We start from the raw sequence: 21,549 nt of genomic DNA on the forward strand, positions 1-21,549 counted from the left end.
TCATCAGCGAACCCGACTACGACAAAATCGTCCAGACCTGCCTTGAGGTGCGGGGCATCAAGATTACCGCCGTGGACATCGATGTGCCCATCACCGTCGGTCCCGCCTTTGAAGGCGAGTCCATCCGCAAAAAAGACATGTACGTCGAGTTCGGCGGCACCAAGACCCCGGGCTTCGAGCTGGTGCGCATGGCGGACGACTCCATTGAAGACGGCAAGATCGAGCTCGTCGGCCCCGACATCGACACCGTCGCCGAAGGCGGCCGGATGCCGCTGGGCATCGTGGTGGACGTCTACGGCCGCAAGATGCAGGAAGACTTCGAGCCCGTGCTGGAGCGCCGCATCCACTACTTCACCAACTACGGCGAAGGCCTGTGGCACGTGGCCCAGCGGGACATCATGTGGGTGCGCATCAGCAAGGACGCCTATGCCAAGGGCTTCCGCCTGAAGCACATCGGTGAAATCCTGTACGCCAAGTTCAAGTCCGAATTCGCCTCCATCGTGGACCGGGTGCAGATCACCATTTACACCGACGAGCAGAAAGTGCTGGAGATGCGGGAAGTGGCCCGGGAATACTACAAGAAGCGGGACGACCGCTTGAAGCAGCTCAAGGACGAACTGGTGGACACTTTCTACTCCTGCACCCTGTGCCAGAGCTTCGCGCCCACCCACGTGTGCGTGATCGCGCCCGAGCGGGTCGGCCTGTGCGGCGCGGTGAGCTGGCTGGACGCCAAGGCGGCCTACGAAATCAACCCGCACGGCGCCAACCAGCCCATTCCCAAGGAAGGCGTCATCGACCCGGTCAAGGGCCAGTGGAAGTCCTTCAACGAGTTCTGCTACAACAATTCGCAGCGCAACATCGAGGCCGTCAACTTCTACACCATCATGGAATACCCGATGACCTCCTGCGGCTGCTTCGAGTGCATCCTGGCCATGGTGCCCGAGTGCAACGGCTTCATGGTGGTCAACCGGGAGCACGGCGGCATGACCCCGTCCGGGATGACCTTCAGCACGCTGGCCGGCACCATCGGCGGCGGCGCCCAGATGCCCGGCTTCATGGGTATCGGTAAGTCCTACCTGGCTTCGCCCAAGTTTGTGCCCGCCGACGGCGGACTGGGCAGGTTGGTGTGGATGCCCAAGGCCCTGAAGGAAGAGCTGCGCGCCGCGCTGGAAGAGGCGGCCGAGAACGCCGGGCTGGGCAAGGACTTCGTGGATAAGATCGCCGACGAAACCGTGGGCACCAGCGGCGAGGAGATCCTGCCCTTCCTCGAGGAGAAGGGGCACCCCGCGCTGACCATGGATCCGTTGATGTAATAAAACTATGTAATTAATCTTGGCATACAAATATAATTCTTGGCGTTACTTTAGCCTCCCCCTGGCCAATCCTCCCTCCGGCCAGGGCGATTTTTTTAACGCCGGGGCTGGGTGGCAGCGGCCTTGGCGTTTACGGCGCCATTGCCGGTTACGCCTGCGAACAGGCGATCAAAGACAGCCGGGCCGTGCGGGAGAGCAAGGTGGAATAAAACCTTTCGCCTTATACTTTTAATTTTTGTCAATTAACCAAAATAAAATAGTTATACAAAAGGATTTTACAAACACAATGATGAAAGTAAAATAATAAAAAAATAATCATTAAAAAAGGGGAGTGGGACTGTGGCCAACATTTTAATCGTTACCTGCGCGAAAATCAGAGATATCAATTGCGTTGCCTGCCTCAAGTGTTTCAAGGCTGCCGACCTCAAAGAAGGTGAGTTCGCCAATTACGACTCAGTAAAAATAGTGGCCATGTGCGGGTGCGGCGATTGCCCGGGCTTGGTTATGCCCAAGGTCGGCCTGGTGATGGAAATGGCTGATTACCTGGAGCGCGATATCGACACCATTCACCTGGGAACCTGCATGGTCAAGGCCAATAAAACAGCGGCCTGCTCCATTGACCTGGACAAGGTCAAGGAAATGCTTTCCAGCAAGTATGGGGTCCCCGTGGTTGTGGGTACGCATAACTACTAATTGTTTAACCGGCTCATCATTATCCTCCAATGTAATTCGTTATATTTACTTCTAAATAATGTGCTGTTTATTCAAATCCCCAAAGCAAATCATAAATAAATTCCCGAAAAAATTTGCAGGTTATAGCGTTACCCGTGTAAAATATATAGTATAAAACGAATTTTCGGGGAGGGGTAGTAATGGATCCGCATCATCCGGAGCCGGTACAAGAAGATTTTAAAATGGATTATTCCGAGTGGCATCCTATTAACTTCATCCCAGCGGTGATTTTCTTTGGGTTTTTAATCGGTGTTGCAACTATATTTATTTAATAAACTATTAACTGATCAGAGGCCGTTTCAATTACGGCCTCTGATATTTTAATCCATCTTCTTAGCTGTCCTCGATAATGGACCTGATAATATGCTCCGAGGCCCATTCCTTGCCGGAGAGGTATGTAAGTGGAGCGGTTTTCGGAAAAAGTTTTTTATTGATGACCTTGATACTCAAACCCCTGTTATATAATTCAAGCACCTCGCCCCGCAGGTTTTCCAGGTAGTCAAGTTTCATTTGAATCATTTTCTTGCCCTCATCCACCACCCCGGCGTGCCCGCAATAAACCGTTTGAAAATCATACCGCAGTAAAACTCGCAGCGATTGCATGATTTGTGGTATATTCTCCGGCCTCATCACAATCCTGGTTTTGGGCGTGACAAACAAATCACCGGTAAAAATAGCCCCTTCTGCGGGATCGTAAAGCGCGATGTGATCCGGGGAGTGCCCGGGCACCTCCAGAACCTGCAACACCTTATGCTTTGTTTTTAGCGTATTGCCCACGGGCAGGGGGTTGAATTTTTCCCGCGCGCCCCAAAATATGAACCGGTAAAACGGTAACCGGGCCGGTTTCCGGCAAACGTTCACCGCCGCCGGGTGAACATACACGGCTATGCCCTGTTTTTCCAGCCAGGGGGCGTTGCCGCTGTGGTCCTCGTGAAAATGGGTAAGCACCACCTGCTTTACAGGCTGCGTCCGGAAAAAGTTCGCGTATTCCCGGTTATACCTGCTTGGCCCCGTGTCCACCAGCAACCCGTCGGTTACGTAAACGTAAGTATTCAGCCGCGTACCAAACAGCTTGATGGTGCACCCGGCGTAAACCACTCCCTCATGCTTACCGGTAATTAATCCACCCACCAAATCCGCCTCCCCACCGTTCAACCGAAATGTAACAATTCCCTCCAAAACCAGTGGTTTATGTTCAAAATTCTACAACCGCCCAAATTTATCCTTTAAAAAAATAATAACGTCGTAGTGACATAATGAAGCGGGTAAAAAACCCGTGCTAAAAATATTCTTCAAGCAGGATTTATGGCATATCGCATGGAAAATAGGAATATTCCTATTTAGGAGGGTGTTCATTGGTTATTAATCAAAACATTGCAAAACTGCTCCAGGATTCAGGCTATAAACTTACCCGCCAGCGCCGCGTCATTATCGAAGTGTTGTCAAAAAACGAGCGGCCGCTTACGGCGCTGGAACTGTATCACCAGGTCAAAGACAAGATACCGACAATCAGCCAGGATACGCTGTACCGCAACCTCGAAGTGCTGTCCTTCATCGGGGTGGCCAACAGGATCCGGGTCCGGGGTGGCGACCGGTTTGAACTGGTGCAACAGCATCACCACCATTTCATTTGCCTCAAATGCGGGGAAGTAAAATGCCTCAAAGGCTGCCCCATCGGCCCCGGGCAACTGGCGGAAGCGCGCAAAAACGACCTGGAGGTCTTGTTTCATAATTTTGAGCTTTCCGGCTACTGCGATAAGTGCCGGTCTTGTCAAAAGGAAGGTTGATGGGATTGGCCAAAAAAGTTTTGGTTTTAACAACATTCCTGTTATTACTGACCGGCTGGTTGACCGGTTGTTCGGAAAACGTGGAACAAGACCCGCGGGCCGGGGAATCAAAAATACGGGTTGTCGCCACCATCTTCCCGCTCGCCGATATTGCGCGCAATATCGGCGGCGAAAAGGTTGAAGTGACCACGCTGCTTCCCCCCGGAAGCAGTCCCCATACCTTTGAAGCGACTCCCGAACAGGTGAAACAACTTGCCGAAGCCCGGGTGTTTATCAAGGTGGGCGCGGGGCTGGATTCCTTCGCCGATAAGCTGGCCGGTTCCGCCAACCCGGACATGGTTACGGTCACGGTAACCGACAACATTGAATTGCTCAGTCCTTTGCACGAACGGGAAGAAGGCCACGCCGCGCCCGAAGGCCACGACCACGATCATTCGGGCGGAGACCCCCACGTGTGGTTGGACCCGGTGCTGGTCAGGGAACAAATAGCGCCGAAAATCGCGGCCGTTCTGGGAGAAGTCTCTCCCGGCAACACGCAATATTTTCAAGATAACCTGGAGGCTTACGACAAGAAACTCGATCTTTTGCACCGGGAAATTAAAGAGACAACTTCCAAGTTCCGGTATCGCTCCTTTGTCGCCTTTCATTCCTCCTGGCGATATTTCAGCCGGCGCTATGATCTGGAGGATATCACGGTTTCAGAGTTTCCAAGCAAGGAACCCTCGGCCCTGTGGATTGCCCGGGTGGTTGACAGGTCCAGGACCGGTCAGGCCAAAGCCGTGCTTATTGAACCCCAGGCCAGCCCCAAAGCGGCGAAAGTTATCGCGGCGGAACTGAAGGTCCCGGTTTATACCGTGGACCCCCTGGGGGCTGAAAACATCCCCGGCTACGGAAGTTACCTGGACATGATGCGCTCCAACCTGAAGGTGTTCGAGCGGGCGCTTCGCTGAGGTGTTGCAGATGACCAAAGATATCGTGGTGGATTTCAACCATGTTTACGTTTCCGTACGGGGCAGAACTGTGCTGGAGGATATCAGTTTTGCCATTTTACAAGGCAGTTTTACCGGCATTATCGGGCCCAACGGGGCGGGTAAAACAACGCTCCTGCGGCTGATCCTGGGACTGCTGGAACCCGACCGGGGACAGGTGCGGGTTTTCGGGGAAAACCCGGTTAAGCTGAACCGAAAGAAACACAGGGTGGGTTACCTGCCCCAAAAACCGCAGTTTGACCGCCGTTTCCCCGCCAGCGTCGGTGACGTGGTGCTCATGGGCACTGCCGGGGAAACGGGATTGTTCCGGCTGCCCGGCCGGAAACAAAGAATGCTGGCCGACGAAATCATGGCCAGGGTCGGCATCCTGGAATTGAAAAACCGCCCCATCGGCGAACTATCGGGGGGGCAGCAGCAGCTGGCGTTCCTGGCCGGCGCCCTGGCTTCCCGGCCGAGCCTGTTAATCCTTGACGAGCCTACAACCGGCCTGGACCCCGGCGCCCAGAACAATTTTTACAAGCTGGTAAAAGAAGCGCAGTCCAAAACACAACTGACGGTAATCGCCGTGTCCCACGACCTGGCGGCGATATCCGCCAACGCCCACAGGCTGATCTGCATCAACAAAACCATGCACATCCACGGCAGCCCCGGCGAGGTCATGGAAAAACTGTCCGGCGACCGGCCGTTCAGGTGCGAGTTCGATATTATATTCGGTTCAAACGGATGGAGGAAACAGGCATGATGGATATGCTCGCCTACGATTTCATGCAAAGGGCAATACTGGCGGGGGTCATTGTAGGCATCCTGTGCTCGTTTGTATCTTTTTTTGTGCTGCTCAAACGGCTTTCGTTCGTGGGGGTGGGCATTTCCCACTCCGCCTTCGGCGGCGTGGCCCTGGGCCTTTTTCTCGGGGTCAACCCGGTCCTGGCGGGCGGAATTTTCGCCACTCTGGTCGCCTGGTGCATCGGCTTTGTCAGCCGGCGGGGGGAGATCCAGGAGGATGTATCCATCGGCATATTTTTTTCCTCCGCCATGGCACTGGGGATTACCGTGGTCAGTTTGACTGAAGGCTACTACACGGACCTGTTCAGCTTTTTATTCGGCAATATCCTGGCCGTAAATGCGCAAGACCTCAGGGTTTTAGTAGGCCTGGGCGGGGCCATTCTCCTTTTGCTGGGCCTGTTCTTTAAAGAGTTGCTGTTTATGTGTTTTGACGAGGAAATGGCCAGGGTCAACGGCGTGCCGGTCAGCTTTTTGTATTACTTGCTGTTGACCTGCATCGCGGTTACCGTGGTCATTGCCGTCAAGGTGGTCGGCATTATCCTGGCCTCCGCCCTGCTGGTCATCCCTGCGGCGACGGCCCACGAATTAACCGGAAACTTCCGCCGGATGATCCTTTTGTCCGTGGTCACCGGGGTTTTCTCCGCCATGGCGGGGCTCTGGCTGTCTTACAACTACGATCTTGCCTCCGGGTCGACCATTGTGCTGTTTGCCGGGTTGCTTTTCCTGCTGGCCTTCACCTGTTCGCCCCGCAGGCGCAACCTGCAAAACTTGTGGAAATACCTGAACAAAAAGTTTTTCCACCGGTCCGGGGACCGGTCAAAACAAGTGCCTGAAAAGGACGGCCTGTCCTTTTATCATTAAAGTGGTTGGTTGCTCCGGGCGGCCTTGCCCGGTCAAGCTTTATTTTTCATGCGCCTGACGGCGTCGATATGCCTGCAAATGAACCGGGGATTCACCCGCGACCTGAAACGGAAAGTGCAGCATTCGCAGCTGTTCTCGCTTGCCCTCAACTCATACCGGCAATCATAGTCGGTAACCAGGGCCTCGTTTTCATTAATAAAGTAAACAACCAGTTCGTCCACAAAATATGGTTCACCAATTTTAACTGTCATCATAACCATCCTTTTGATATACTTGATGATACTTAATATATACTATATTATAAAGTATTCCACATAATCAACCGGCATCCTTTACTTAGTTGTTATCAACACCAGGGACTTGCGATTAAAACAATGCTTACCTGCTCTTTTTCAAACCCGGTTGTGATAAAGTAGTCTATCATAGGTGTCAGGGGGAAAGTTATGGTGGAATCACGCATGCTTTTAAACCCGGCCCAGGTCTGCGAAGCCCTGGGTATAGCACCGAAAAGCATCGGACGATTGACCGCGGAAGGTTACCTGGAAGTTAAGGCCAACCAGCAATTTAAAAATGGAAATATGCAATTATTCAGCGCCGACCAGGTCCGGAATCTGATCGCGGACATACCCCGGATCAAGCAAGCATGGGAAAGATATGACAATTTCCGTTTCGGAGCAAACAGGCTGGCCCGCGCCAGGGCTTGCAGGCACAGGTCCTACCAGGATAAAATCAAGCGCAAGGAACAATTTTTCCAGACCCTGGATTCTTTACCGGGACAAGTTAAACAAATTCTAAAAGCGTCATTTTATTTATACCACCTGAATCATTACGCCAAGGCGGGCAATCCCTACCTTTACGATCTCAAGGAAAAGGTACTGCACACTTTCGTTCAACATTATTATAACGGCGATGAACTGCTCCAGGTGAGTTTTATCGAGGGAGACAGCAAGTTGACCCTGTGTCCCGATTGTAAAACCAGAGCGAAAAACCAGAATTTGAGCTACGTCGATTACCTGGACAAAACCAGGGGCTGCCCCAGGTGCACCAGGGAATATAAATACTATAGTTTATATGAATTTAACGTTTGCTGCCGGGATTACCAATTTTGCTTCCATACACCGTACGCTACGGCCAAAAGGTGGTTTGGCAAAGATCAACTGCCGCCCCAAAAACAAACGCCCCGGCGCGAGGGGGCATACGCCTTCGGCCGGGCCATTTATGATTCGGAGGCCCGGGCGGTGGAACTCATCGAAGTGATTGAAGAATTGCAAAACTTCCTGCATTGTTTCGGCATCGAACCGTTAATTGAAACCCGCAGGTATAACTTCGGCCAATCCCGTCAGCCGCGCTGACGTTAAAAAAACCCAGGTTGATGAAGGTAGCCTGGGTTCTTAATTTTTACCTTGTAATTTGAAGAACATACTCGGAACCACGCTGTTCCACTTTAACATTCCATCCCTTGTTTACGCACAGCCTGGTTACATTTTCCCGGGCGGCCGGATTATCCACCAGCACCTGAACGGAACCGCCGGGCAGGTTATCAATCGCTCTTTTTGTTAATAAAACCGGTTCGGGACATAACAGTCCCCTGGCGTCAATGATGTTGTTCAAGGCCGACACCTCCCGTCGCTGCGAATTGTTTGGCGCCCCACAGCCCAATTCCCAGAACAAAAACCAACCCGGCCACTACGGCCCACTGGCCGGCCACGGGAACCCCTTGGGGGCTGGCCGCGAGGCCGAAGTTATGGGCGAAAGCCGCGCCCGCCACAAAACCCAGCACGGTGATCACGCAGTCCGTGTTGCCTTCACCAGCCGCGATCAGTTGCCTCAAGGGGCAGCCCCCCAGCAATGTCACAGCGGTGCCGCCCAGGGCCATGCCCAGGAAGTTCCACAGACCGTCGCTATGAGCCACCGGCTGGCCGGTAAAACCCGGGTTAAAAGCCCCGGTAACCAAATTACCCGCAAAAGCAACTACAAGCAGGGCGAAAAAGCCGGTCAGCAGGTGTAAGTCTTTAAACAAAATGAAGTCCCTGATTCCACCGATCATGCAGAAGCGAGAGCGCTGCGCCAGTACGCCTACGACAACGCCCGCCCCAAGCGATAGAAACACCGGCGCATGCATGGCACCCGGCCCCTCCGTGCTGGCATAAAAAACGGGAACACCTGATAATACCAGTCCGGTTAAAATAATAGTCAATCCGGGGAATATATACCCGTTGATGTTGTGTTGAACCGATGCCCGGCCCAGGGAAAAACCCCGGTTTAAAAAATAAATTCCCACCCCGACACCAACAACCAGGCCTACGATGCCCACAATCGCGTTCCAATCGCCACCCGCCAGCCTCAACACAGCCCGTACGGGACATCCCAGAAAAACAAGCATGCCGATCATGGCCGTAAAAGCCAGGAAAAACCTGACCAGCGGGCTGGAACCGCCCACCGCCCTGTATTCCCTTGTCAGTGCGGCAGCTACAAAGGCGCCGGTCACCATACCCAGTATTTCCGGCCGCACATACTGAACGGGAGCCGCTTTGTGAAACCCGAGTCCGCCGCTGATGTCACGCAGGAAACAGGCAATGCAGTAGCCCATATTGGGCGGGTTCCCGTATTTAACCAGCAACACCGCCAGCAACCCGGTGACTCCACCCGTCACGCCCACCAGTAACCTTTTGTTTTGCATGAACCAACCTCCCGGAAAACTGACTTGGAGGGGAAAAGTCGGAATCGAACCGGACTCCCGCCCGGGTTGCGGGCAGGCCGGCGGGTTTGTAGCCCGCGGGGAGCACCAGTCCAGTTTTCCCCGTTCTACTTATTCAACTCCTTTTCATGTTATTCCTTTATGGCTATAATTTAATTTATTTATAAATAATTACTAAATACCAAGTTTTTTTTATAGAGCACCGGCATTAAAAGCCCACAGCCTTGTATTATGGATGAGTTGATGCAACCGACAAACGGGTCCGTCATGAAAAAAACCCCGGGGTCCAAACAACCCCGGAGTTGTCAGTGAATCGAGGGATGATCGGTAAATTGCCCGGGCGCTTTGCGCATGGCGCCCTCAGGAAGCGTAACCGGCAGGTCTTCCAGATCCACGGCGACGTATTGCCGGCCCAGCGCATCGGCGCTCAGTATGGCCGCGTACACGTCTTCCGGGGTCACTGGAAAGGGCATGTTGAAAATAGTTTCCCCTTCGGCGCAGGACACTTCAGCCACCTTTATCAGTTCATCTCTTTTAATTTCTTCAATACCAATTTCCCGCAATGTAACCGGTAACCCGACGCTGACGCAGAAGGTGATCACTTCGTCAATTTCGGCCATGGGGCTGTTTTCCAGGATTAATTGCACGATAGTCCCGAATGCCACCTTTTCCCCGTGATATAAATGATGGCATTCCTCCAGGACGGTAAAACCATTGTGGATGGAATGGGCGGCCGCCAGCCCGCCGCTTTCAAACCCGATGCCGCTCAAATAGGTGTTGGCCTCGATGATATTTTCCACGGCCCGCGTGGTTACTTTACTTTCCACGGCCAGCCTGGCTTTTAGCCCATCCTCCAGCAGGGTATCGTAGCACAACCTGGCCAGGGCCAGGGCCGCCTTGGTGGGCGTCGCTCCCGCCATGGTGGCCGAGTTTGATTCCGCGCAGGCCCGGGCTTCGAAATAGGTGGCCAGGGCATCGCCCATGCCGGCAACCAGGGTCCTTACTGGCGCATTGGCGATTATCCCGGTGTCCACCAACACAACGTCCGGGTTTTTGGGCAGCAGCAGGTATTCCCGGAATACCCCTTCTTCCGTGTAAATGACCGACAGCGCACTGCACGGGGCATCGGTGGACGCCACGGTGGGCGCAACAACCACGGGCCAGCCTTCGTAAAAGGCAATGGCCTTGGCGGTATCCAGCGTTTTACCCCCGCCGATGCCCACTACCACGTTGCAGCCGTTTTTCCGGCCGATTTCCCTTAACCTGTCGATCTCCTCCCTTGAACACTCACCGTTGAATTTTTCAAATACCAGCCTGGCATCGCCGCCTTGAAAACTTTTTTCCACCGTATTCCTGGTCAGGGACATAACCAACTCATCCGCAATAATAAAGAAAGCGTTTCCCAGGGCAGCGGTGTAGTCCTTGATCCTGGATAACTCTCCATCCCCCTGAATATACTTGTTGGGCGAGATAATAATCCTGGTCATGCGTTTTTCTCCTTTCCCGAAAAAGGCTAAATACTCTACGTTTATGTTACCCATTGTCATGCAAATTACGCGGCAAACGCCTTCACCCCGGCGCTTTTTTTAGCCCAATCGGGAGCAAGGATAAGGCCCATTATTCGGTGATTAAAGACCTGGCCTGTTCATAATTAATCTGGCCGGAAGCGGCATAAACCAGTTCTCCCGCGGGGTTGATCACCACCGTGGTGGGGATGCCCCGGATACCGTAAGCCCTGGCCACTTCCCCCTGCCGGTCAAGATAAACCGGTATGGAATAATTGTTTTCGGCCAGGAAGGATTTAACGTCCGCCAGTGATTTTTCCTGGCCGGCGATGTTGATGAAAATGAACTCCACGTTCTTGCCGCCATACTCCAGGTACAATTTGTTCAAATCCGGCATTTCAGCGCGGCAGGGGGGGCACCAGGTGTTCCAAAAATTAATGAACACATATTTATCCTTGATTTCAGACAGGGCCAGCGCCTGTTGATCATTCTTGATGATAAAAAAATCGGGCGGGATTTTATCCACCTGGACGGTTCTTTGCTCCCCGGGTAGGGACAGCGCCACTTCCCCGGCCAGTTCTCCCTCGGCGGCCTCCTTGCCGGGTGGGGCCAGCCATAACCCCGCGGCCACCAGCAAAACCACCACCAGCACAGTTAACAGCTTTGGTTTCATGAATTTCCTCCCTTAATAAAATAATAATACCAGCCTGTTCCACAACCCCGCCAGGAGTAAAATTCCCATGGCGATCAATAAACCTCCGCTGATAGCGTTGGCATAGGGTAAAACGCGCGTCAACCCGGCCAGGCGGCGATGAATCCAACCAATACCCAAAGCCGCCAGCACAAAAGGAATGGCCAGCCCGAGGGAATAAAACACAAGCAGCAGTACCCCCTGCTTCATCGTTTCCGAGCTTCCCGCCAGCAATAGAATTGTGGTCAACACCGGCCCGACGCAGGGAGTCCAGCCGGCCGCAAAGGAAAGGCCGAAAACAAAGGCGCCTGGCCAGCCGGGCAACCCTTTTCCCGGGTGCCACCGGGCTTCCCGGTAGAAAATTCTTACCGGCAGCAATTCGCTTATGTGCAGGCCGAAAATGATGATGATAACGCCCGCAGCGCGCATCAATAACTCCTGGTTTCTCACCAGCCACTGCCCAACTCCGCTTGCCGCCGCCCCCATGGCGATAAATAAAACGCTAAAGCCAAGCACAAATCCTGTGCTGTTCCAAAGGGCACGCCGCCGGGAAGGCACGCTTTGACCCGCTATATTAGTGCCGGCAATAAATGAAAGGTAACCGGGCAGCAATGGCAAAACGCACGGAGACAAAAAAGAAAGCAAACCAAACAAAAAAGCGATGCCGGAATTAACGGCGGAAGCGTTTTCCATGTTATTACCTCGCGCATCAAACAGGCTTGTTTTAAATTACCTTAAACTATTCTATTTGATTTATAATAATGTAACAAGTATGACAAAACAAAGTAATGATCATGACAAAGAGAGTATCCTCTCCGATTACGGCGGCGCCCCGCCCGTAAGGGGTTTGCCTGAGCAGATCAACGGCAAGACCGGCATTGTCACTTTCAACTATCGCCATGAATTTTCCCTCGTTGGCGAGGTAGAGCGGGTCCAGGCCCAGTATTTCCTCCGCGCGTCTCCGCCGCGATTGTTTTCAACCATTCGCACCAGGCGTCCAAACCGCGACCGCCCTGGCTCAAATGAAGGCTGGCGCGGACACCCGTGCCCGCGCCCCTGATTCCGCACGATTTTAAGCGTTTCCTTTAGTTTACTTTTCCCTTTTAAATGAAACCGGTTAAAATATTTTTATTCAGGCAATAGCTCCCGGTGGTTATTTGCGGCGTCACCCAGCATCTTGTTTCTATAATGCCAGGCCAGGACGGCTTCTGCAAAAGCAACCATTTTTCTGGTCATGCCCCCGCCCACTTTACCGTTTTGACGGCTGCTCAGCTCGCCTTTATCGATGTGGGCGTAATCAGGCATGCCCAGTTCCGCCGCCATTTCATTTTTAAACTCCTCCAGGGCAGGATTGACATACGGCTGCAGTTCCCCGGGCACCAGCCCCGTGGCGGATGTTACCTTGAACAGTTCCGGGAGTGAATAATTGGTTACCGGTACGACATTATTCTCCAATCTTCCAGACACCTCCCATGGCACATTTAAACAAAATATATAGCATATCCAATTATTAATGATAGTATTCCTTGTTTTATATTTATTTATGCCGGTAAAAATCAGGCATTTAAAAATTAGTACTACAGCGTAATTTAGAAGATGTATTAAGACGAAACCTGGTTTCTCCCAGGCTCACCCGAAAAAAGCTGAAGCTCCTATAATCCTAATGATAGTCAGGTTTAGAAGATGAATTTACGCTGTAGTATTAGTTAATAAATAAAAATGATTTCGCTGCAAAAACGGCCGCATCCAGTGTTCCACTCACTCCAGGTATCCGCCGGATCGCCAGCCGCTGCGGTGTTTTTGATGTTTGTGCCAATAAATTAAGCAAGTTCACTGATAATCGAAAATATGGCCTCAATTATTTCATCATTGGACTTGCTGCCGGCACCCAAGGCATCAAAAGCTTGCTCCAGTTTCGTACCGGCATAACACCGCTTTTCCCGCTCCCAGATTTGCCGGGCCACGGGCCCGGTGACGCCCACCGGGACTACAATTTTGCCCAGTTCCCCGGCTTTCTCGTATTCCCGCATCATTGCGGCAACCGCAGCGCGATCTTCCCCGCCGCTGGATATAAATATACAACAGCCGCTTTTTAGCATCAGGCCTTTCGTATACCGGTCCCGCATTTCGGGCTGGTTGCCGGTAAAAGGAAAAAGATTGAACCGCACATGAAACTCGGAACGCCTACCGCTCCTGTACAGTTCCTCCATGGCTCCGGACAGGACAAGCGCGCTGATGCCCGGGCCAAGGCCCGAGGTCAGGTTGTACCCCCCGGCGATAATGTACCTCCCCAGCCGGTAGCAAAGATCCCGCAGCCGCTGTTCGTCGAAACCTGTCCCCGCCCGGTAACCGTTTCCCGAGACAAGAATACTTTTTCTGTAATAAGCCTGTTCGATGTCTTTTAAGATCTCCGTTATTTCACCGTAATCCTTCACCGCCACAGTTTGAATGTTATACCGCTTCAGGTCTTCCACGAACAGGTCGAACTTGTTTTTTTCATATTGATAATCTTCATCCCGGGGCTGCGGCTCACGCAGGATGGTGAAATGTTCCCTGGAATTTTCTTTAAATATGGCCCTGATTTTGCCGAAAACCCTTTGCAAATTGGGGTCGTTGAAACTGAAGCCCAGAAACAAGAATGTGTATTCAACCAGGGCGCAATAAAAGGCGCTGGACATTGCCGATCGTGTTGAATCATAAAACTCGTAGTCATCCCGTGTCAGCACGATGTCATTCAGTTGCGAAACATCACCGTGCATTTTATAAACCGTCACCGGGGCGTTGATGTTGGAATACGCCAGGGCCGTATCGTCCCGGATGACATGGCAGTCGATTCCCTCCCGGCGATAAGTTTCTTCGATCACCAGGTCGTAATTGGTGGTCCATATTTTAGTCACGGGCAGCCCGGCCAGGATCCTGTGAATTTCCGTGCCCGCCACATCCCTGCCGAAATGATTGAGAATTTCCTGCGTAAGCCGTCCCCTGTTGCCTTTCCGCAACACGTACATCTGGGCCAGCCCGATTAAATCATGCTCCTTGTTGATATCCAGCCCCAGTTCTTTGGCCGGCTCCCTCAACAGTTCCCGCCAGTCGAAAAACCCCACCGGCTTGGAAACCCCCGCACCCAAAAACGCCGCGGCCCGGCCGCAGCGCAGCATTTCCACGTATTTTTTAACCAGCTGTTCCCGGGTGATCATTCCTGAAAACCTCTTTGCACAAATCTTTCTATATTATCTCCCGGGTTCCTTTGCCGCATGCCCCGGGGACAAACCAAAAACAGCGGAGAAGCGTCAACTTTCCGCTGTTTTCAAGCTCCCGCAGCTATTCTCTCACCAGGGTGAAATCGGGTTCAACGGGTACGCTGGTATCCATGTTGCCATCCAGAATACTTTCCTGCCTGTCGCCCTCCAGCAGGAATTGCACCTTCTGGATACCCGGCAGCTTGCACAGTGTATTTACCACGGAATAAATAGTCATTGTTTCACCGGCCGAACCACCCCAGTGCTTTGTTTTAAACTCTTTGGAGAAGTTTACATAGGCCACCCCGTCCTGCACCGACACGGAAAGCAATTTCGTTCCCTCGGGAATGGTTTTATTTAAACCGGCTTTACGGGGCCCTTTAATCAGTTCCTTTACGGTTGCCGCCTCCAGGGTGTCACCACCGGTGACCACTTCCCTCTCCTCGGGAACCAGATACATGGCCTGGTCGTCACTGAAATAAAGCGTTACTTTTTGCCCGGCCTGCTGCGTCCCGGCGTCCCGGTCATCACCGTTTTCACCGGGCTCCTGCACAACCCCCGGGTTTTTCCCGTTTTGCGGCGACTCCGCGGTTTTTTTACCGCAACCCGCAACCACTATGGCCAGCACTAAAAGTACCGCCACCGCCAGCAAGGCAAATCCAAGCCGGAATCTTTTTGCACCTCGCGTCATCAGCACACCTCCCTGATGGACTTAAAACTAATATCTATTATATTAGTCGTTTCATACCTGAAAAAAGTTGCTTAAAACATTTCGCCGGTGATAGAACTCAAATCTTTTTAGGGTATGTAGTAAGTACTTGCTCTTCCAACCACTTAAACGCGGCAAGCCTTATTTGTTCTTCAATAATAAACCTACATTCTTCCTGACCAAGCATCATACAGTTCGTTACTCCAACATTTTAGTTGTTCAATCATTTTAATCCAGCTACCTTGTTTCCATTGGCGGAGGTCGTTAACCATTGTCTCCACCGACAATACGTCGGCAAAGCCATGCTCCGCAATTACTTCGGCTTTACCTTCGGAAGTAACCGCGCCCCATATCAGAATGGCTCCATCAACTCGAACCTGGTGACCACTTACCCGCGTTTCAAATTTCGCGGGATCCTTTGCCAAACTTAAGAATTGTTGGTTACCTGGTCCATCGGCGGAAATGTGTACTCCACCCCGATGGTTTCCAGGTAACCGGTTATTCCCTGGCAGATGATTTCCCGTAAAGGCATGGTGGACGCGCCGATTTCCGTGCGGAAAACCTTGAACTTACCGGCAATGGCAGCGGAAATTTTTTTTACTCCGGCGTGCTGGACCATTTCCAGTGTTTCGGCATGCTCCGCCAGCGTGGATATTACCGACATCAAGTGTGATTTACCGGTGCCGTAATTGCCCACCGTGAGGAGTGCTTTGTTGTCTTTTTGCTCATTAAACTGCAGGTGGGGGATGGCAATGTCCCTTATTTTTTCCGCCATGCGCTCCGAGATAACAAACGTTTGAACCAGCCGCTGGTCCTCTGTATAATCGTTGGTCTCCATAACCTGTACCACTGTTTCAATGGGTTCAAATTGTACCAAATCACCGTATTTCAAAGAATTTTCCCCCTTTTAAGCCGGAACAATTGTACAATCTTCTTCGGTCAGGTCCTGGTACCGTTTATATTCCGGGTGACCCTGGCTGGCATAAGTCAGTTTCCCCCCGTCAAAATCACCGGCCCAGGCAGCCACGATGGTTTTGTTGCGGCTGATCGACTACAGTGCCCTTACCGGGTCCACCCCCAGATCGGGCAGAAATAATAATTCTATATGATCTAAAAGAATAACGTCCCCAACATAAGCTTTAGTAAAGCCGGGCAGCAGGTTGATGATGTGGGAACGTCTTTTGTTTACGGGAATATCTATTAACTTAGCAGACAGAACCAGGCTGAAATTGACGTAAGGATATTTAAACCGTTCACTGGCTTCTTTCAGGTGCCTTGTGTTAGTTTCCGCAAAAGGGCTTACGACCAGAATTAGCTTGTAGTACTTGCTTTTAGCTCCCGTGATTATGTCCATAAGCTGCTGTAAATCCATGTCCAAAACCTCTCATAAGATCAAATAAATAAGAAACATTTATGTAAAAACTTTGCATCAGGTTTGTAACGAACTAACTGTTACACTCAAAAAAGAAACCTGCATGACGTGTTAATTTTGTTTTGCCCTTACCATCCATGCTAATTTTAATTCCGACATTTGGAGCAACCGGATGTACTGGGAGCTTACGCATTTAATGCAGTTCCCTATATTTAAATTTTATTTGGATTAAGACTATCTGTCCAATCCAATTCACCTACAGAAATGCTGGTAATGGTTTTGCGAGAAGTATCAGGATTAAATTACACTGAAATAGCAGAGTTGACCGGCATGGAAGAAACGGCGGTAACCCGGCTATTAAGCACGGGACGGTAGGACTTGCGAAAATATTTGGTCCCGCCCCCCGGGTCAAAGAAGACCGCCTGAACAGTATTCTATCGCAAATTAAACTTTAATTGTGAAGGGAGGGAGAAAGAAAGCTAAATGGGTAGTCTGGTTGAATCTCTTGGTTTAAATATGACGTTTGTAGCCCAAATATTAAATTTTATCAAATCAAGGATGGCCAGCCGGTATATGCTACTACCGTAATGCCCTAACCTCGTCATAATATTCTAATATAGCAACCAGCCGTAATCCTGCCTGCAATCCACCACATAGTCCACATATACGGTGTTACCTTTTACCTGATAAATCAGCAGATACCACTTGCCTATAAGAAGCTTTCTGTACTTGCCGGCAGGAATAAAAGGATCGTAGAGCCAGGAGTTTCGCTCTGGAAACTCCTCCAAAGATTTTGCTTTTTCGTTGAACTCGGCTATGAGTTTTAATGCAGCTTTTTCACTGACCTGAGCCAGAAATCGTGAGTGGGAAACCAGCATTTGAGTTGCTTCGTCGGAGATAATCACCGTGTACTTTTTATTGGCGTTTTCCATCCAGTACCTCCTTGATAGCTACTTTCATCATGGAGGATACCTCGTCAATGGAATAACCGCTTTTACCGCTTAACCGGCTTTCCTCAGCGGCAATTAGATGTTCCCTGAGGCGTAACATACTTTCGCGTCTTGCAAATGCTTCAATATCCATTACTACCAAGTCGCCTTCACCGTTTTTAGTCAGGTACACAGGCTCTCCGGTCTTCTTGCATAGCTTGGAAATCTCGTTGTAGTTTTTTCGAATTGCAGCCGATGGTTTTATATTTATCATATTTTGATCACCCCCTGAAAGTAGTATTATTTTACCCTTATCATATTCTTATAATACTACGCTTATTGGTATCTGTAAATATGCATCAAACCTTCCCAACTGTTTACCTCTTAGCAATAACCGCCATTGTACAACGGGAAACACAAATTAATTTACCATCTTCATCTGTTATTTTAATATCCCAGACCATTGTACTGCGTCCTTTGTGCAAAGGGACAGCGGTTGCCGTTACTACACCGTTGCTTTTGCTCCGTATGTGATTTGCATTAATTTCCATTCCAACCGGATAAAATTTTTGGGGGTCTATATTGATGGCAGTTGCCATTGACGCTGCTGTTTCCGCTAATACAACAGATGCCCCTCCATGTAGAATACCCAATGGTTGCCAGGTTTTGGGTCCTACCGGCATAGTCATCACCACACGATCTGGCGTAAGTTCCACGTATTCAATCCCAAGTACTCCAATAATTGAATTTTTAATCCGGGATTGCATCTCTTCAATAAAAGACTCCTTATCCTCCACACCATATAATGACAGCACTTCTTGAGCGACGATCATTTTTAACCAGCCTCCTGAATAATTTCCAATGGTTTTTTAATTCATACACCTTCGAAAACGCCTACAGGATTTCCTTTTTTTCCGTTTCCCTGAAAGCCGGCATAACTCCACATATTCACTCCAGCAACAGAAGCACCTCGCATGTTCTGTCAAGAATCCGATCATTGCCCGGTTCTTGGTTAAATCATTGCCCCGAGATAATCCAGCAAATCGATGGCCCGGATAACCCCCACCGCCTTTTTGCCCTCGAACACCGGCAACAAGCTCACGTTTTTGGTCATCATCAGCCGGATGGCACCGGTAACATCCTGGTTGGACTGCACAAACGCCTGTACCAGCGGCCGGATAACATCGCCAACTTTAGTGATAAAAGGTTCCTTTAAAGGATCTCGATGATAAAACTTGGACCAGGAAATTTCAAACAACTCCGCACCATTGTAGCTTAAAGTATTTGCTTTAATCGCGTTGAGGATATCCCTGACTGTTAAAATACCGACCAATTGTTCTTCGCCGCCGACTTTTTTGCTTTTGCTGAAAACCAGTAAGGACCGGTGCCCCTTCCCCCCGGCCATGTATTTTTTCAAAACCAGGATTGCTTCCTTTAAACTGTCGGTATCATAAACCACCGGGTATTCGGATAAGGGGACCATTAATTCTTTAACTTTTTTTGTTCCGGGCATTGATAAACCCTCCCTCGCCACTTAAATGGACCGCATACTTCCCTTCCTCTAGTATACTCTCACAGCTCTGCCGTTTAACACGCCGACTCAATTGATTGCAGATTTACGTTTGAATTGTAACATATTTTTGCCCAACCGTAACAATCATCAAATTATATTATATCTACGCATTTTTTCATACAACCACGACCTGCTGATGCCCAACATCTTGGCCGCCCGGGACTTGTTACCGTTCACTTGGCGCAAAACTTGCAACAGTGTCTCCCGGTCGATGTGGCTGTTTTTGGGGTAGCCGGTGAAATACGTGTTATCAACTCCGGAGGAGGTATGGCCCGGCTTCCCTTGTTCTCTCAGGTAAAACGGCAGGCTTTCGGTTTCCAGGATCGTACCGGTGGAAAAGTTGACCGCCCTTTCGATGACATTCTTCAGCTCACGCACGTTCCCCGGCCAGTGGTGGTTGACAAGAATTTTGCGGACCTCCGGCGAAACATCCTCTAGATGCAACCCGAACTCCTTGTTGAATTTCTGCAGAAATACGTGCACCAGGGGAACAATGTCCTCCGGCCTGTACCGCAGGGGCACCAGTTTAAAGTTGATCACGTTGAGCCGGTAATAAAGGTCCTGGCGAAACTCCCCCGCCTCAACCTTTTGCAGCAAATCCTGGTTGGTGGCGGCAATAATCCGCACGTCCACCTTAACCGTCCGGTTGCTGCCCACCGCTTCGAAACACTTGTCATGCAATACCCGCAACAGCTTGCTCTGGAGGTTAAGTGGCATGTCTCCAATTTCGTCCAGAAATAATGTGCCACCATCGGCAACAGCAAACTTTCCGGGCTTGCCGCCCTTTTGAGCCCCGGTGAAGGCGCCCGGGGCGTAACCGAAGAATTCGGACTCCAGCAGGTTTTCCGGCACAGCCGCGCAGTTTACCTTGACAAAGGGCCACTTACGCCTCGGGCTGGCGTTGTGAATGGCCTCGGCAAACAGTTCTTTCCCCGTGCCGCTCTCCCCGGTCAATAGTATCGTGGAGGTGCCCCTGGCGACAACCTCCGCTTCATGTTTCAATTTGAGCATTTCCTTGTTTACTGTTACGATCCGGTCAAAAGTAATAATATCCCTGGCATTCCCGGCTCTCTCTTTATAGTAGTTCAATTCCTGATCCATTTGCGCCAGCCTTTCGGCCAGTTCCTTCACTTCTTCCAACTGCCGGTAGACAATTTTGCCTATGGCGCCGATGATTTTTCCGTTCCTGATGATAGGTATACTGGAAGCTACATAAGGCCTTCCACCAATAATTTCTATCTTATTGGTTTCCGCCACGCCTGTTCTAAGCGTCCTGAGCAACCTTGTATTTTCAACCAGCCGGTTCACCGGCCTATTTAGCAACTCCTGTTCCTGTTTGCCGAAAAACCGGCAAGCTGCTTCGTTAACCAGTATCACCTTTCCTTGATCATCCACCACGATAATGGCTTCATAAGCGATATTCAGTACCGTTAGCAGGGTCTCATACAAACGCTTGGTTGATTCCAATTCAGAGGCCACCCGATCAAGGTCGGTAAGCGTCTGAAAGATAATAATCGCCCCTGCCACTCCGTTTTCCACAATTATGGGACTGATATTGCACAGTGTTTTAACCCCGTTTAGTCTCTCTTTAACACCTACAATCACCCGGGAGTCCTTAATTACAGAATCCAGGCTTAGATCCGGAAAGATGTCGTCGAACAGGTATCCTTGTATGTTTTCCTGTTTCAGCCCCAGAATCTTTTCCCCCGATTGGTTAATCAACTGAATCCTATTATTTTTATCAATGACAATAATTCCGTTATGCATCTGGTTATAAACTGTATTTAGCTGGGTGGCCAATTTTTTTGATTGCTTGAACAGTGCCATAATCATATCAACTTTTGTAAAAATACCCAGTACATTACCTTGATCATCAACAACAATTCCGGTTCCTACGGGACTGTTTTTGACAATTTTTTCAACCTCCGGGTAGGGGGTATCCACATGTGCTGTAACAACTTGACGGTTGAAGTATCTTTCCAGGGGTTCGGAACTAACGGCTCCGGACAAAAAGGCATCCATCAAGTTGGCCTTGGTAAAAATCCCAATCAAGGTACCCCAAGCGTCCACCACGGGAAGTCCTTCCAACTTTGTTTTCCTTAACAGCTTAACACCCCGCTCCAGGGTATCTTCCGGGTGTAAAAAGGGTACATCCCGTGTCATCATATCGCCCAGACGCATAGAAACACCTCCTCTCAAACCCTGTTAATAGATAATTCTGCCTTTTCTGATATTTATCCTTTTTCTTGTTTCAATTTAAACTACTGTACAACATTGCCCAAATGCAAGAAATAGTCCGTATGTACAGTTCTGTGAAAGGAAAAACGCCGCAGAAATCTACTGCGGCGCCAGCTTACTTGATAGTTAA

The 21,549-nt window shown here is 50.5% G+C and carries 27 protein-coding genes and 1 tRNA gene; 9 read left to right on the forward strand and 19 right to left on the reverse strand.

What is annotated here, in order from left to right:
- The 3 genes from cdhC to IT084_RS18705 form a co-directional block, all read left to right on the forward strand.
- A partial coding sequence (cdhC, locus tag IT084_RS16095; RefSeq protein ID WP_195713912.1) for a CO dehydrogenase/CO-methylating acetyl-CoA synthase complex subunit beta occupies positions 1-1,313 on the forward strand: 1,313 nt, incomplete at its 5' end.
- Positions 1,314-1,652: 339 nt separating this feature from the next.
- Positions 1,653-2,006, forward strand: a complete 354-nt coding sequence (locus tag IT084_RS16100) for a CGGC domain-containing protein (RefSeq protein WP_195713913.1) — start codon at positions 1,653-1,655, stop codon at positions 2,004-2,006.
- Positions 2,007-2,185: 179 nt separating this feature from the next.
- Positions 2,186-2,317: a hypothetical protein gene (locus tag IT084_RS18705; protein WP_279327893.1), complete on the forward strand. Its 132-nt coding sequence runs from the start codon at positions 2,186-2,188 to the stop codon at positions 2,315-2,317.
- Between the two features lie 61 nt (positions 2,318-2,378).
- On the opposite strand, the gene IT084_RS16105 is transcribed toward IT084_RS18705, so the two are convergent.
- Positions 2,379-3,176 (reverse strand): MBL fold metallo-hydrolase, encoded by a 798-nt coding sequence (locus tag IT084_RS16105; RefSeq protein ID WP_313885506.1) that lies wholly within the window; start codon positions 3,174-3,176, stop codon positions 2,379-2,381.
- 224 nt (positions 3,177-3,400) lie between these two features.
- Here IT084_RS16105 and IT084_RS16110 point away from each other — a divergent pair, with 224 nt between their 5' ends.
- From IT084_RS16110 to IT084_RS16125, 4 genes are read left to right on the forward strand one after another with little or no spacing between them, the layout of a single operon-like run.
- Positions 3,401-3,832 carry a Fur family transcriptional regulator gene (locus tag IT084_RS16110; protein ID WP_195713914.1) on the forward strand — a complete coding sequence of 144 codons (432 nt, stop codon included), beginning with the start codon at positions 3,401-3,403 and terminating at the stop codon, positions 3,830-3,832.
- A 5-nt stretch (positions 3,833-3,837) separates the two neighbouring features.
- Positions 3,838-4,782: a metal ABC transporter substrate-binding protein gene (locus IT084_RS16115; RefSeq protein ID WP_195713915.1), complete on the forward strand. Its 945-nt coding sequence runs from the start codon at positions 3,838-3,840 to the stop codon at positions 4,780-4,782.
- A 10-nt stretch (positions 4,783-4,792) separates the two neighbouring features.
- Entirely contained in the window at positions 4,793-5,563 is a 771-nt protein-coding gene (locus tag IT084_RS16120; protein WP_195713916.1) for a metal ABC transporter ATP-binding protein, read from the forward strand.
- Complete coding sequence (locus tag IT084_RS16125; RefSeq protein ID WP_243277035.1) at positions 5,560-6,465, forward strand: metal ABC transporter permease; 906 nt, start codon at positions 5,560-5,562, stop codon at positions 6,463-6,465. The genes IT084_RS16120 and IT084_RS16125 overlap by 4 nt, the downstream gene beginning before the upstream one ends.
- A 32-nt stretch (positions 6,466-6,497) precedes the next feature.
- Here IT084_RS16125 and IT084_RS16130 read toward each other — a convergent pair whose 3' ends face one another.
- Entirely contained in the window at positions 6,498-6,716 is a 219-nt protein-coding gene (locus tag IT084_RS16130; RefSeq protein ID WP_195713917.1) for a hypothetical protein, read from the reverse strand.
- 192 nt (positions 6,717-6,908) lie between these two features.
- Between IT084_RS16130 and IT084_RS16135 the strand changes: the two genes are divergently transcribed.
- On the forward strand, positions 6,909-7,817 hold the full coding sequence (locus IT084_RS16135) for a hypothetical protein (protein ID WP_195713918.1): 909 nt from the start codon (positions 6,909-6,911) through the stop codon (positions 7,815-7,817).
- A 46-nt stretch (positions 7,818-7,863) separates the two neighbouring features.
- Here the strand turns inward: IT084_RS16135 and IT084_RS16140 are convergent, their stop codons facing one another.
- From IT084_RS16140 to brxF, 12 genes are all read right to left on the reverse strand, one after another.
- Entirely contained in the window at positions 7,864-8,076 is a 213-nt protein-coding gene (locus IT084_RS16140; RefSeq protein WP_195713919.1) for a sulfurtransferase TusA family protein, read from the reverse strand.
- Positions 8,060-9,145 (reverse strand): YedE family putative selenium transporter, encoded by a 1,086-nt coding sequence (gene yedE / locus IT084_RS16145; RefSeq protein WP_195713920.1) that lies wholly within the window; start codon positions 9,143-9,145, stop codon positions 8,060-8,062. The genes IT084_RS16140 and yedE overlap by 17 nt, the downstream gene beginning before the upstream one ends.
- 25 nt (positions 9,146-9,170) lie before the next feature.
- A tRNA-OTHER gene (locus IT084_RS16150) sits at positions 9,171-9,267 on the reverse strand.
- Between the two features lie 201 nt (positions 9,268-9,468).
- Positions 9,469-10,650 (reverse strand): glycerol dehydrogenase, encoded by a 1,182-nt coding sequence (locus tag IT084_RS16155; RefSeq protein WP_195713921.1) that lies wholly within the window; start codon positions 10,648-10,650, stop codon positions 9,469-9,471.
- Positions 10,651-10,780: 130 nt separating this feature from the next.
- On the reverse strand, positions 10,781-11,341 hold the full coding sequence (locus IT084_RS16160; RefSeq protein WP_195713922.1) for a TlpA disulfide reductase family protein: 561 nt from the start codon (positions 11,339-11,341) through the stop codon (positions 10,781-10,783).
- A 12-nt stretch (positions 11,342-11,353) separates the two neighbouring features.
- Positions 11,354-12,052, reverse strand: coding sequence for a cytochrome c biogenesis CcdA family protein (locus tag IT084_RS16165; protein ID WP_195713923.1), 699 nt, complete (start codon positions 12,050-12,052; stop codon positions 11,354-11,356).
- A 46-nt stretch (positions 12,053-12,098) separates the two neighbouring features.
- Positions 12,099-12,260: a hypothetical protein gene (locus IT084_RS16170; RefSeq protein WP_195713924.1), complete on the reverse strand. Its 162-nt coding sequence runs from the start codon at positions 12,258-12,260 to the stop codon at positions 12,099-12,101.
- Between the two features lie 227 nt (positions 12,261-12,487).
- Positions 12,488-12,814: an alpha/beta-type small acid-soluble spore protein gene (locus IT084_RS16175; RefSeq protein WP_195713925.1), complete on the reverse strand. Its 327-nt coding sequence runs from the start codon at positions 12,812-12,814 to the stop codon at positions 12,488-12,490.
- Between the two features lie 365 nt (positions 12,815-13,179).
- The gene (locus IT084_RS16180; RefSeq protein ID WP_195713926.1) at positions 13,180-14,556 is read right to left on the reverse strand and encodes an SIR2 family protein; all 1,377 of its coding nucleotides are present in this window, start codon (positions 14,554-14,556) and stop codon (positions 13,180-13,182) included.
- Between the two features lie 124 nt (positions 14,557-14,680).
- Complete coding sequence (locus IT084_RS16185; protein WP_195713927.1) at positions 14,681-15,289, reverse strand: GerMN domain-containing protein; 609 nt, start codon at positions 15,287-15,289, stop codon at positions 14,681-14,683.
- A 445-nt stretch (positions 15,290-15,734) separates the two neighbouring features.
- On the reverse strand, positions 15,735-16,199 hold the full coding sequence (locus tag IT084_RS16190; RefSeq protein WP_195713928.1) for a DUF6079 family protein: 465 nt from the start codon (positions 16,197-16,199) through the stop codon (positions 15,735-15,737).
- Between the two features lie 159 nt (positions 16,200-16,358).
- Complete coding sequence (brxF, locus tag IT084_RS16195; RefSeq protein WP_195713929.1) at positions 16,359-16,679, reverse strand: BREX-3 system P-loop-containing protein BrxF; 321 nt, start codon at positions 16,677-16,679, stop codon at positions 16,359-16,361.
- A 279-nt stretch (positions 16,680-16,958) separates the two neighbouring features.
- Between brxF and IT084_RS18320 the strand changes: the two genes are divergently transcribed.
- A complete protein-coding gene (locus tag IT084_RS18320; protein ID WP_243277036.1) occupies positions 16,959-17,054 on the forward strand; it encodes a hypothetical protein in 96 nt (31 codons plus the stop codon).
- Positions 17,055-17,290: 236 nt separating this feature from the next.
- On the opposite strand, the gene IT084_RS16205 is transcribed toward IT084_RS18320, so the two are convergent.
- The 5 genes from IT084_RS16205 to IT084_RS16225 form a co-directional block, all read right to left on the reverse strand.
- Entirely contained in the window at positions 17,291-17,611 is a 321-nt protein-coding gene (locus IT084_RS16205; protein WP_195713930.1) for a type II toxin-antitoxin system RelE/ParE family toxin, read from the reverse strand.
- Complete coding sequence (locus IT084_RS16210; RefSeq protein ID WP_195713931.1) at positions 17,595-17,882, reverse strand: type II toxin-antitoxin system prevent-host-death family antitoxin; 288 nt, start codon at positions 17,880-17,882, stop codon at positions 17,595-17,597. The genes IT084_RS16205 and IT084_RS16210 overlap by 17 nt, the downstream gene beginning before the upstream one ends.
- A gap of 103 nt (positions 17,883-17,985) precedes the next feature.
- Positions 17,986-18,441: a PaaI family thioesterase gene (locus IT084_RS16215; RefSeq protein ID WP_279327894.1), complete on the reverse strand. Its 456-nt coding sequence runs from the start codon at positions 18,439-18,441 to the stop codon at positions 17,986-17,988.
- A gap of 179 nt (positions 18,442-18,620) precedes the next feature.
- Entirely contained in the window at positions 18,621-19,121 is a 501-nt protein-coding gene (locus IT084_RS16220; protein WP_195713932.1) for a cyclic nucleotide-binding/CBS domain-containing protein, read from the reverse strand.
- Positions 19,122-19,268: 147 nt separating this feature from the next.
- Positions 19,269-21,362, reverse strand: coding sequence for a sigma-54-dependent Fis family transcriptional regulator (locus tag IT084_RS16225; protein WP_195713933.1), 2,094 nt, complete (start codon positions 21,360-21,362; stop codon positions 19,269-19,271).
- Positions 21,363-21,549 lie beyond the last annotated feature (187 nt).

The organism is Desulfallas sp. Bu1-1, assembly GCF_015594625.1.
Lineage (GTDB): Bacteria > Bacillota > Desulfotomaculia > Desulfotomaculales > Desulfallaceae > JADNRQ01.